Origin of the sequence: Thalassotalea psychrophila (assembly GCF_031583595.1) — a bacterium.
GTDB lineage: Bacteria > Pseudomonadota > Gammaproteobacteria > Enterobacterales > Alteromonadaceae > Thalassotalea_A > Thalassotalea_A psychrophila.
The window spans coordinates 4,794,383-4,806,223 of record NZ_CP134145.1 but is presented as its reverse complement, the minus strand read 5'-3'; the positions used below and the strand labels follow the sequence as shown (position 1 = coordinate 4,806,223).

General features: G+C 37.3%; 12 protein-coding genes. All 12 read left to right on the top strand.

Features of this window, described 5'->3' with window-relative positions; all coding sequences use genetic code 11:
• Positions 1–613 precede the first annotated feature (613 nt).
• The 12 genes from rpmH (at position 614) to atpB (ending at position 11,707) form a co-directional block, all read left to right on the top strand.
• Entirely contained in the window at positions 614–748 is a 135-nt protein-coding gene (rpmH, locus tag RGQ13_RS20120) for a 50S ribosomal protein L34 (protein ID WP_143582920.1), read from the top strand.
• Between the two features lie 32 nt (positions 749–780).
• Positions 781–1,137 (top strand): ribonuclease P protein component, encoded by a 357-nt coding sequence (rnpA, locus tag RGQ13_RS20115; protein WP_348391515.1) that lies wholly within the window; start codon positions 781–783, stop codon positions 1,135–1,137.
• On the top strand, positions 1,104–1,352 hold the full coding sequence (yidD, locus tag RGQ13_RS20110) for a membrane protein insertion efficiency factor YidD (protein WP_348391514.1): 249 nt from the start codon (positions 1,104–1,106) through the stop codon (positions 1,350–1,352). Before rnpA ends, yidD begins: the two co-directional genes overlap by 34 nt.
• A gap of 6 nt (positions 1,353–1,358) precedes the next feature.
• A complete protein-coding gene (gene yidC / locus RGQ13_RS20105) occupies positions 1,359–3,017 on the top strand; it encodes a membrane protein insertase YidC (RefSeq protein ID WP_348391513.1) in 1,659 nt (552 codons plus the stop codon).
• 347 nt (positions 3,018–3,364) lie between these two features.
• Positions 3,365–4,750: a tRNA uridine-5-carboxymethylaminomethyl(34) synthesis GTPase MnmE gene (gene mnmE / locus RGQ13_RS20100; protein ID WP_348391512.1), complete on the top strand. Its 1,386-nt coding sequence runs from the start codon at positions 3,365–3,367 to the stop codon at positions 4,748–4,750.
• Between the two features lie 184 nt (positions 4,751–4,934).
• Positions 4,935–5,378: a flavodoxin domain-containing protein gene (locus RGQ13_RS20095; protein ID WP_348391511.1), complete on the top strand. Its 444-nt coding sequence runs from the start codon at positions 4,935–4,937 to the stop codon at positions 5,376–5,378.
• 398 nt (positions 5,379–5,776) lie between these two features.
• On the top strand, positions 5,777–7,666 hold the full coding sequence (gene mnmG / locus RGQ13_RS20090) for a tRNA uridine-5-carboxymethylaminomethyl(34) synthesis enzyme MnmG (RefSeq protein ID WP_348391510.1): 1,890 nt from the start codon (positions 5,777–5,779) through the stop codon (positions 7,664–7,666).
• A 183-nt stretch (positions 7,667–7,849) separates the two neighbouring features.
• Positions 7,850–8,476, top strand: coding sequence for a 16S rRNA (guanine(527)-N(7))-methyltransferase RsmG (gene rsmG / locus RGQ13_RS20085; RefSeq protein WP_348391509.1), 627 nt, complete (start codon positions 7,850–7,852; stop codon positions 8,474–8,476).
• A 90-nt stretch (positions 8,477–8,566) separates the two neighbouring features.
• Positions 8,567–9,352: a ParA family protein gene (locus RGQ13_RS20080; protein ID WP_348391508.1), complete on the top strand. Its 786-nt coding sequence runs from the start codon at positions 8,567–8,569 to the stop codon at positions 9,350–9,352.
• Positions 9,353–9,367: 15 nt separating this feature from the next.
• Positions 9,368–10,258, top strand: a complete 891-nt coding sequence (locus RGQ13_RS20075; protein WP_348391507.1) for a ParB/RepB/Spo0J family partition protein — start codon at positions 9,368–9,370, stop codon at positions 10,256–10,258.
• Positions 10,259–10,507: 249 nt separating this feature from the next.
• Positions 10,508–10,903, top strand: coding sequence for an ATP synthase subunit I (locus RGQ13_RS20070; protein WP_348391506.1), 396 nt, complete (start codon positions 10,508–10,510; stop codon positions 10,901–10,903).
• 12 nt (positions 10,904–10,915) lie between these two features.
• Complete coding sequence (gene atpB / locus RGQ13_RS20065; protein ID WP_348391505.1) at positions 10,916–11,707, top strand: F0F1 ATP synthase subunit A; 792 nt, start codon at positions 10,916–10,918, stop codon at positions 11,705–11,707.
• The last annotated feature ends 134 nt before the right edge of the window (positions 11,708–11,841 follow it).

The following is an 11,841-nucleotide window of genomic DNA, read 5'->3' as shown; positions in this document are numbered from 1 at the left end:
TCAAAAACTCCCGTAATAGATCGCGTAACTCTAATGGCACAAATAGAAAAGAATCAGATAAGTAAAAATATTGAAATAAACAATAAATTAAATGGCTGATTGAGTGCTAAAAATCAATGGTCAGAAACGATCTAAGTTATAATAATAATTGTTAGATTAAAGTCATTATCTCCCTACTTATCCACAAGTGCAATACAGCAAAAGGATTTAATCAAAAAAAACTTTTACCCTTCAGTTGGACTAAACGTAAGTCACTGATAATAAACACTATAATAATTGCATTAAAATGTAATTAAGACTATTAAATGCACAATGAAATAAACTATAATAATGACAGTTGAATATAGAGTTATTAAAACTTAAATTTACTATTGTTATAAAACTGTGGACATTATTGTTTTTTACTATAAATAAGCCCTGTTATATATAGATCACGATCGAATTTTATGATCAAAAAGATCCTGAACTTTAAGTAAAAGGATCTTTTCTATTATTAATTTATAATTATCGTTGACTTTAGTTGTAATTAAACTTAGAATTCGGCCTCAAATTTTATCACCCTGCTCGAAAACGTTTGTTTTCGCAAAGCAAACAAAACAGACGGATTAGCGTAATGAAAAGAACATTTCAACCTAGTAACTTAAAGCGTAAACGTAACCACGGTTTCCGTGCTCGCATGGCAACTAAAAACGGTCGTGCAGTAATCGCACGTCGTCGTGCAAAAGGTCGTGCAAAGCTTACCGCTTAATTCTTATTGTAAAATAAGGATAAGTAACCCACATGGGTAACTACGAATTTAATCGGGAGTCACGTTTATTGACTCCCGGTCATTTTAAACAAGTCTTCGACAATCCAACTCGTTATGGTTCTAACCATTTCACCATCTTAATTACTTCAAATTCAGACAATACTAATCGTTTAGGTATGGCTATCGCTAAAAAGCGAGTTAAATTAGCTGTGCAAAGAAATCGTATGAAACGTCTAACTAGAGAAAGTTTTCGTCTAAATCAGCATAAATTACCTGCAGTCGATCTGGTTGTTATGGTAAAGTCAGGTATTGATAAGCTCGATAACGATGCTATTAATCAACAACTGGAAAAAATATGGCGAAAAATAATTCAACGGCACAAAAGTTAATTATTGCCCCCATAAATGCCTATAAACGTTGGCTTAGCCCGCTATTAGGTAATAATTGTCGATTCAATCCAACCTGCTCAACTTATGCTATTGAAGCAATAAATCGCTTTGGTGCATTAAAAGGTGGTTGGTTAGCAAGCAAACGTATATTAAGATGTCATCCACTGCATGCGGGTGGAGAAGATCCCGTACCAAAATCAAAACAAGAGAATTAGCACATTATGGAATCACAACGCGGTTTGCTATTTGTAGCATTGTTAGTTGTTAGTTATTTACTATTCAACCAATGGCAAATGGATAATGCCCCAATTCAGACACCTGTAGAAGTGAATGAAACTTCTTCAATACCTACCAGTAACTCTGCAGAGTCTGGTGAATTTGTCCCTGCTGCAACAGGCGAGCAAACATCTGTTCCTCAGGCAGAAACAAAAGGTGGCATAATTACCATTACTTCTGACGTATTAGAACTTAAAATTAATACGCAAGGTGGTGACATTATTGCTGCTAATTTATTAGCTTTTGAAACGGAACAAGGTAGCGGCATACCAATGCCAATTTTAACTACCGAAGGTTATACCTTTGTTGCGCAAAGTGGCTTAATAGGTAGTCAAGGTCCTGATGCTAACCCTGCCGGTCGTCCAATTTACTCAACTTCAGCGCAAAGTTATTCATTAACTGATGGCAGCGAAAGCTTAGTTGTTGAACTGACATTCGCAGAAAATGATATCACTTACGTAAAAAGCTTTACCTTAATTAAAGGTAAGTATGATGTTGCTGTCGATTATAAAATTATCAACAACTCTTCAGTTGCAGCTTCAGTACAATTATATGGTCAGTTAAAGCAATCAACCAATGTTGATGAAGATTCTAATATGATGATGCCAACCTACCGTGGTGCTGCATACTCAACAAGCGAAACTCGGTACGAAAAATATGACTTTGGTGATATTGAAGACGCTAACTTAAAAGAATCTACCAAAGCTGGCTGGGTTGCAATGTTACAACATTACTTTGTTACCGCTTGGGTACCAAGTGGTGAAACTAACAACCAACTATATAGTCGTTATTTAGACAACAATGGCCAAGCTGTTATAGGTTTTAAAGAGCCACTGATAAATGTAGCTCCTGGCAGCTCTGAAATAGCTACAGCTACATTTTATGTTGGTCCGAAAGATCAAGACAAGTTAGAGAAAATATCTGAAGGTTTAGACTTAACTGTTGATTATGGCTTCCTTTGGATGATCAGCCAACCATTATTCTGGTTACTAATTTTCATCCAGGATATTGTTGTAAACTGGGGCTTAGCAATCATTTGTATCACTATTGTTGTGAAAACATTAATGTACCCGTTAACTAAAACGCAATACACTTCAATGGCTAAAATGCGTAAGATCCAACCTAAAATGGCCGCATTAAAAGAACGTTTCGGCGACGACAGACAAAAAATGTCACAAGCTATGATGGAGCTTTATAAGAAAGAAAAAGTAAACCCTGCAGGTGGTTGTTTACCGCTAATTCTACAAATGCCAATTTTCTTAGCACTTTACTGGGTGTTTATGGAAAGTGTTGAATTGCGTCATGCTGAGTTTGGTTTATGGATCACCGATTTATCTTCAAAAGACCCATACTTCATCTTACCTATTTTAATGGGTGCATCGATGTTGTTAATGCAGAAATTACAACCTGCGATGAGCCAAGATCCAATGCAACAAAAAATGATGCAATGGATGCCAGTGTTCTTCACGTTCTTCTTCTTATGGTTCCCATCAGGATTAGTACTTTACTGGTTTATTTCAAACGTAATAACCATCGTGCAAATGCTAATCATTTTCAGAGGTATAGATAAAGCCGAAGAAAAAGCGTTGTTGGCGAAGAAGTAAGTTTAAAACTACTTTTAAAAAGCGACCATTAGGTCGCTTTTTTTATGAGTGAAAATAAGTTAACTTTTGCACAATACGCTGCAGAAGGTTCCGTGCAACAACATCACGGAATGACGTGGTTTAAGTTAACAAGATCTACGGAGGCTCAAATATATTTCGAAAAAGTATAACGTCATCCCGGAGGAGCTTTAGCGACATCAGGGACCTCCCTGCTTGACATTGTGCTTATAAATAATCAACTCCATAAAACTTACCCGCTCTTAGTTTCTAGTTTCCTCGTTTCTCTCCTCTTTTATGTTTATAATACAAACTATTATCCAGTTTTAAACCTATTAGCGAATTAACCAATGCCAAACACAAGTACTTTAAGCCATAACACTGAAACCATAGCCGCACAGGCAACAGCTCCAGGGCGTGGCGGTGTAGGCATAATTAGAGTTTCAGGGCCACTCGCTAAAATGGTAGCTGAGCATTTATTAGGTAAAGTCCCCGAAGTGAGAAAAGCTGAATACTTGCCTTTTTATGATCAAAACAAAAAAGTAATAGATCAAGGGATAGCACTTTACTTCAAAGGTCCTAATTCGTTTACTGGTGAAGACATTTTAGAATTACAGGGACATGGTGGTCCGGTAATTTTAGATATGCTGTTAAAACATATATTAAGTTTAAAAGCTGTGCGTATGGCTCGCCCTGGTGAATTTTCAGAGCAAGCATTTATGAATGATAAACTCGATTTAACACAAGCTGAAGCTATTGCTGATTTGATCAATTCAAGCTCTGAACAAGCTGCTCGCTGCGCACTGCACTCACTGCAAGGTGATTTTTCCAAACTTGTTCATCAATTAGTTGAAGATGTCATTCATTTGCGCATGTATGTAGAAGCTGCAATAGATTTTCCTGAAGAAGAAATTGATTTTCTTGCCGATACCAAAATAAATACCGATCTAAAGTCGTTAATCGCCCAAGTTGACGATGTTATGGCAAAAGCTCAACAAGGGGCCATTATCAGAGAAGGTATGCGTGTAGTAATCGCAGGGCGTCCAAATGCAGGTAAATCAAGTCTACTGAATGCTTTAAGTGGTAAAGATTCAGCCATAGTAACTGATATTGAAGGTACTACTCGTGATGTATTAAGTGAACAAATACATATTGATGGTATGCCATTACATATTATTGATACGGCAGGTTTACGAGAAAGCCCTGATAAAGTCGAACAAATAGGTATTGAACGTGCATGGAAAGAGATAGCACAAGCGGATAGAGTTTTGTTGATGATCGACTCAAGTAAAGAAACTGGTGACAATCCAAAAGCATTTTGGCCTGAATTTTTTGAAAAATTACCAAATAATATGGGCGTAACCATAGTAAAAAATAAAGCTGATGTTAGTGGTATTACAACAGGTTTAACAATTGATCATGGTACGCCAACAGTATCTTTATCAGCTAAAACTGAATCAGGAATTACTACCTTAAAAGAACATTTAAAAGAATGCATGGGTTATGAAGGCAATATAGAGGGCGGTTTTATGGCGCGTCGTCGTCATTTGGTTGCGTTGAATAATGCCCACCAACATTTAATAACGGGTCTAGACCAGCTCGAATCTTACGTAGCAGGCGAAATATTGGCAGAAGAGTTACGTATATGTCAGCAAGAACTAAACGAGATCACCGGTGAGTTTACCTCTGATGACTTGCTTGGCCAGATATTTTCTTCGTTTTGTATTGGTAAGTGACCTAACAAAATATACTTTAATTGACGCACTATACGCGTCATGAGGTTCCGACCTTCGTCGGAATGACGTGGCGTAAATTAACTCAGTTAGCGTAAAATATACTCCAAAAAGTACTCCGTCATCCCGACGAAGGTCGGGACCTCCCTGCTTGACAGTGTGCTTAAATATCAATAAAGGAACCCAAATGTCTTCATTTCAAATCATAGTTGGCAGCATGTTAGGTGGTACAGAATACGTTGCAGAAGCAGCTGAAGAAGTATTAAAAGAACATGGGCACAGCACAAAAATTCATTTTAAGCCCAACTATTCAGAAATAAATAAAGAAAACCAAACCTGGCTCTTTTGTACTTCAACACATGGCGCTGGTGATTTTCCAGAAAATATCGAAAACTTTATACACGATCTAAAAGCTGATGATCTAGAGTTAAACGATCTACCTTTCCTTGTGATCGCTGTTGGTGACAGTAACTACGACACCTTCTGTCAAGCAGGAAAAACCTTAAAAAACATCATGTTAGATAAAAAGTGCAAAGAAATATCCAATTTATTCACTATAGACATGATCGATATTGATGATCCAGAAGAAGCGGCAGCTAATTGGATACGATCAATAATTGATCACTTATAAAGACTTATTCACAGATCTACTCATATAAAACCACCTATGTGGATAAGTCTGGGTAAAACATATTAATTTTCTATTATTATTCAGTGTATATAAATATTTTCAAAACTAGGTGTGGATAAGTAGCCTTTTTGATCAGAGGTTATAAGGTAGTTGATCAAGCTTTGATCACAGGATCCGATCCACCACAACACTATGTTATATATAGTGAAAAAACACTTATCAACAGAAATAAGGATCCTTAATAGTAATAATAATAAGATCTATATATAGATCTTTATATATTATTTAAGGATCGACACCCCGATCTTTTTAACAATTTGATCGTTTCCCTCAGCCAAAAATAACGGTAGAATACACACCTTAGATTTTTCATTAATAAATTTTAGAGGTGCTCAAGCATGTTGTATCAAGAATCCTTTGACGTAATTGTTGTCGGAGGCGGACACGCAGGCACAGAAGCATCTTTAGCCGCAGCTCGCATGGGTTGTAAAACATTATTGCTTACTCATAACATTGACACTTTAGGTGCTATGTCGTGTAATCCAGCAATTGGTGGAATTGGTAAAGGACACCTGGTGAAAGAGATTGATGCGCTAGGCGGGTTAATGGCTGAAGCGACAGATCATGCAGGGATCCAATTTCGTACTCTGAACTCTTCAAAAGGTCCTGCTGTTCGTGCTACAAGAGCACAAGCGGATCGTTTACTGTATAAAGCTTACGTACGTAACTACTTGGAAAATCAAGAAAACTTAACTATTTTTCAACAAGAATGTGATGACTTGATCATGGATGGCGATCGTGTCGCCGGTGTTTCCACACAAATGGGTCTTAAATTTACAGCTAAAACTGTTGTTTTAACCGTAGGTACTTTTCTTGCAGGTCAAATACATATTGGCTTAAACAGCTATCAAGGTGGACGTTCAGGAGATCCTGCATCAGTAAATTTAGCAGATCGTTTACGTGATATGCCATTTAGGATCGATCGTTTAAAAACAGGTACCCCACCACGGTTAGATGCAAGAAGCCTCGATTTCTCTGTTATGCAAGCACAACCTGGCGATGCTCCAGTACCTACGTTCTCATATATGGGAAAAACTGAACATCATCCACAACAAATTCCTTGTTACATTACTCACACCAATACAAATACTCATGACATTATTCGTGGTGGTTTAGACAGATCACCAATGTATACCGGTGTTATTGAAGGCATTGGCCCACGCTATTGCCCTTCTATTGAAGATAAAATTATGCGCTTTAGTGATAAAGACTCGCATCAAATTTTTGTTGAGCCGGAAGGTTTAACTACTCATGAAATTTACCCGAATGGTATTTCTACAAGTTTGCCTTTTGATGTACAAATGGACTTGGTTCGCTCTATAAAAGGTTTTGAAAACGCTCATATTACTCGCCCAGGCTATGCCATTGAGTATGATTTTTTCGATCCTCGCGATTTAAAACAAACACTAGAAACTAAACATATTGAAAACTTATTTTTTGCTGGGCAAATCAACGGTACTACAGGTTATGAAGAAGCAGGTGCACAAGGTTTAATTGCAGGCCTAAACGCTGCTCGTCGTAGCATGGACAAAGAGTCTTGGACTCCTGGACGTGAACAGGCGTATATGGGCGTGTTAATTGATGATCTTTCTACCTTAGGTACAAAAGAACCGTACCGTATGTTTACCTCTCGTGCTGAATATCGTTTGTTATTACGTGAAGATAATGCCGACATTCGCTTAACTGAACAAGGTCGTGAATTAGGTTTAGTTGGAGATGCACGTTGGGCTCGTTTTTGTGAAAAAATGGAAAATGTAGAGCAAGAACGTCAGCGTTTGCGAGCGTTATGGGTGCAAAAAGATCACCCTGCGGTAGATAAATTAAACCCTATGCTAAAAAATCCATTAAGCAGAGAAGCTAATTTGGAAGAATTATTGCGTCGTCCTGAAACGCGTTATGATGATCTGATGTCAATTGAAGAATTTGGCCCTGGAATTGCTGATAAACAAGCGTCAGAGCAAGTTGAAATACAAACTAAGTATCAAGGTTATATTGATCGTCAGCTCGATGAGATTGAGAAAAAGAAACGTCATGAGAATACTTTAATTCCAGGTGACTTTGATTTTTCAAAAATTTCAGGCTTATCAAATGAGGTTGTTGCAAAGTTAACTGACTCTCGTCCAGAAACGCTAGGTAAAGCTTCTCGTATTTCCGGAATAACTCCTGCGGCAATTTCATTATTGTTGGTATACTTGAAAAAACACGGCTTGTTACGTAAAACTGCATAAAACTAAATAAAAATCAAAAAATAACACCGTCATCCCCGTGTAGGCGGGGACCTCCTTAAGCGTGCTGTGACTCAGTAAAGAGCTCGTTATAAAGCAGATAGCTTGTGGATCAACCCCGCAATGACGATAAATTTTAACGCATAAACTATGCGTTTATAACCTTTCCAATTTCGAGGTCCAATAATGGATTTAACTTCTGACTTAAAAGCATTGTTGAATAAAACTGATTTACAACTTTCAGATGAGCAAGTATCCAAACTTGTTGGCTATGTTGAATTACTTCATAAATGGAATAAAGCCTATAACTTAACGTCTGTTCGCGATCCGAGTGAAATGCTGGTCAAACATATTTTAGATTCATTAGTGAATGGGCCTCACCTAAACGGTAATAGTTTTATTGATGTAGGCACAGGTCCAGGTTTACCAGGTATTCCTCTAGCTATTTTGTATCCCAATAAGCATTTTGTCTTATTAGATAGCTTAGGCAAGCGAGTTACCTTTTTAAAACAAGTGGTTTATCAATTAAAGCTAGAAAATGTTACACCTGTACAGTCTAGAGTTGAGAAATATATACCAGAAGTTCCATTTGATGGAGTGTTAAGTCGAGCTTTTGCTTCGTTAGAAGATATGATCACTTGGTGTCAGCATTTAATTGATGACAAGGGACGCTTTTACGCATTAAAAGGCTTGTACCCTGCAGATGAACTGAATTCTATGCCTGCAGGAATTGAATTAGTAGATAGTTTTACACTTACTGTGCCTGAGCTTGAAGGGCAACGACATTTAATTGAATTAAAGAAAATAAAATAAAGCTAATCTTGTAATTCTTTGCTAAATTAGCAAATCAGCCAGAGAAAAATAATAGCTGAACTTGAAAATATTTATTGGCGCGGGGACATTGTGGGAAAAATTATAGCAGTTGCCAACCAAAAAGGTGGTGTGGGCAAAACAACTACGTCGGTTAATTTAGCGGCCTCTTTAGCAGCAACCAAACGTAAAGTATTATTAATTGACCTTGATCCACAAGGTAATGCCACTATGGGTAGTGGTATTGATAAATACGACGTGCACGCAACAAGTTACGAGTTGTTAATTGATGAATTACCCCTTAATGAAGTTATCTGCACTGAAACTACCGGCCTTTATGATTTAATTGCTGCCAATACTGATGTAACTGCTGCTGAAATTAAGTTAATGGAAGTGTACGCTCGTGAGCAACGCTTAAAAAACTCTTTAGCGCCATTTAAAGACAATTATGATTTTATTATCATTGATTGCCCTCCTTCTCTAAACATGCTCACTGTTAATGCTATGGCTGCCGCTGACTCAGTATTAGTTCCTATGCAATGTGAGTATTACGCACTTGAAGGTTTAACAGCATTAATGGATACCATTTCTAAACTTTCTTCAGTGGTGAATAAAGATCTTCATATTGAAGGTATTTTACGTACTATGTACGATCCTCGTAACCGTTTAGCTAATGATGTGTCTGAACAGTTAAAACGTCATTTTGGCGATAAAGTTTATCGAACAGTTATTCCTCGTAATGTACGTTTAGCTGAAGCACCAAGCTTTGGTACTCCGGCAATGTATTATGATAAATCGGCAACTGGCGCAAAAGCGTATTTAGCTTTAGCTGGTGAAGTATTAAAAAAACAGGCACAACCGGCCACGGTTAGCGAATAATAAGCAAGGATATTCATGAGCACGTCGAAACGTCGCGGCTTAGGTAGAGGCTTAGATGCCCTTTTAACCTCAGCACCTAGAAAAACAGATAGATCTGAGCAAGAAGTTACGGAAAGCCAAGCAGTCGTTACTAAAAGCGAACTGCAAAAGTTACCAATTGAGCAGTTACAGCCAGGTAAATATCAACCACGCAAAGACATGTCTGAAGGTGCACTTGAAGATCTTGCTAATTCGATAAAAGCACAAGGTATTATTCAGCCTGTTGTTGTTCGTCCTGTTGGCAAAGATAAATACGAAATTATAGCTGGTGAACGTCGCTGGCGAGCATCACAATTAGCTAACTTAGACATGATCCCATGTTTAATTAAAGACGTACCTGATGAATCGGCCGTTGCTATTGCTTTAATTGAAAACATTCAGCGTGAAGATCTTAATGCCATGGAAGAAGCCATTGCATTAGAGCGCTTATTAAGTGAATTTGAACTCACTCACCAAGAAGTTGCCACTGCTGTTGGTAAATCACGCACTACAGTAACCAACTTATTACGTTTAAATAGTTTAAATGATGACGTAAAAACCTTCCTCGAAAATGGCGATATTGAAATGGGCCATGCAAGGGCCCTGCTAAGTTTACAAGGTGACTTACAAACAACCACTGCTCGCACTGTGGCTGCTAAAGAGTTAACCGTTCGTGAAACTGAAAAGTTAGTAAAAAAGGTCCAACAACCAGTTGTTGAAAAGCAACCTGATGTAAAAGACCCTGATACGTTAAAACTTGAAGATAATTTAGCCATGCGTATAGGCTCGCCGGTACAAATTAAGCACAATAAAAAAGGCAAAGGAAAAATGGAGATATCTTTCGCATCACTTGATGAGTTAGAAGGTATCTTGGCAAAAATACAATAATAACAAAGTGTAGATGTTGTTTATCAAATTATACTTTAATGTTATCAATTTTTGTCGAATTGGAATATTTACTCAGTCCGATCATTTTTAGCCAAATGTCTAATAAAATAATTGATGGATTAATGTATTGTAATAGGCTTAAAAGTTGCAAAAGTGCTGTAAATCAGTATACTTGCGCACGCGTTTGACTATAAAAAAAACATTCGCTTAAAAAATACGTTTTTTAATAGTGTTTCTTAGGAGTTACCGGTGACAAATATTTTAACTAAGCCCGGTAAAAAAGTTGCCAATATTCAACTGTTAATGCAGCTGATAGTAACGCTACTAAGTTTTTTAACTGTTTATTTTAATTGGGGATTTACTATGGCCCAGTCAGCTTTAGCTGGTGGTGCAGTAAGTATTATCCCTAATTTTGTATTTGCTCTGAAAGCTTTTAAGTTTGCTGGAGCAAGCGCCTCACAACAAGTCGTAGACTCGTTTTACAAAGGCGTAAAATTAAAAATGATACTAACGGCAATTTTATTTGTTTTGTGTTTTAAATTTCTCGATTTAGCGCCAATAGTATTTTTTACAACATATTCCTTAACAATGCTGGCTCCGTTTTTGGCGAGTGTTGTTAATAAATTTAACTTTAATCAACAATAATTAGGATAGAAGATGGCTGCAGATACAGGCTCTTATATCAAACATCACCTTACTAACTGGCAAGTTAGCGTAGGTGAAGGAAGTTTCATGACTCTTAATGTGGATACATTAGGTTGGTCAATCTTTCTAGGTTTGGTTTTTCTCTTAACATTCCGTTCGGTAGCAAAAAAAGCGACCACAGGTGTTCCAGGTAAGCTGCAATGTGCAGTGGAAATGATCATTGGCTTTGTCGATAGCTCTGTCAAAGAAACATTCCACGGCAAAAACAAGCTAATTGCGCCATTATCATTAACCATCTTTGTATGGGTATTATTGATGAACGCAATGGACTGGGTTCCGGTTGACTTAATTCCTACTATTGCCCAATTTATTGGTGGCTTTATGGGTGTTGATCCTTCTCATGTTTACATTAAGTCAGTGCCAACTACTGATTTAAATATGACTTTCGCCCTTTCTTTAGGTGTGTTCTTCCTAGTCATATACTACTCAATCAAGATAAAAGGTTTTGGTGGTTTCATGAAGGAACTAACACTACAACCGTTTAACCACTGGGCCTTTATCCCAGTAAACTTCATCTTAGAATCAGTAACTTTACTTGCTCGTCCATTATCATTGGCACTGCGTTTGTTTGGTAACTTATATGCGGGTGAGTTGATCTTTATTTTGATCGCCACAATTGGTTTATTCCAATTGCCGGTACACTTTTTATGGGCAGCGTTCCATTTACTAGTAATTCCTCTTCAAGCGTTTATCTTCATGATGTTAACCATCGTGTATTTAAGCTTAGCGCACGAAGATCACTAGTTCCTACTAAGATAATTACTTAGCAAGAACTAGTACACAGGATGTAACCATAATGGTTTAGGGCAGGAAGCCCAAATGTACAAAATTTAATTTTATTAAATACTTTAATTTTTAACTTAACTAACTAAATAATA

Coding starts and splice junctions, on each gene's coding strand:
- mnmG (WP_348391510.1), top strand. CDS start 5,777: ATGTTGTATCAAGAATCCTTTGACGTAATTGTTGTCGGAGGCGGACAC.
- yidC (WP_348391513.1), top strand. CDS start 1,359: ATGGAATCACAACGCGGTTTGCTATTTGTAGCATTGTTAGTTGTTAGT.
- RGQ13_RS20075 (WP_348391507.1), top strand. CDS start 9,368: ATGAGCACGTCGAAACGTCGCGGCTTAGGTAGAGGCTTAGATGCCCTT.
- yidD (WP_348391514.1), top strand. CDS start 1,104: ATGGCGAAAAATAATTCAACGGCACAAAAGTTAATTATTGCCCCCATA.
- rpmH (WP_143582920.1), top strand. CDS start 614: ATGAAAAGAACATTTCAACCTAGTAACTTAAAGCGTAAACGTAACCAC.
- rsmG (WP_348391509.1), top strand. CDS start 7,850: ATGGATTTAACTTCTGACTTAAAAGCATTGTTGAATAAAACTGATTTA.
- atpB (WP_348391505.1), top strand. CDS start 10,916: ATGGCTGCAGATACAGGCTCTTATATCAAACATCACCTTACTAACTGG.
- mnmE (WP_348391512.1), top strand. CDS start 3,365: ATGCCAAACACAAGTACTTTAAGCCATAACACTGAAACCATAGCCGCA.
- RGQ13_RS20095 (WP_348391511.1), top strand. CDS start 4,935: ATGTCTTCATTTCAAATCATAGTTGGCAGCATGTTAGGTGGTACAGAA.
- rnpA (WP_348391515.1), top strand. CDS start 781: ATGGGTAACTACGAATTTAATCGGGAGTCACGTTTATTGACTCCCGGT.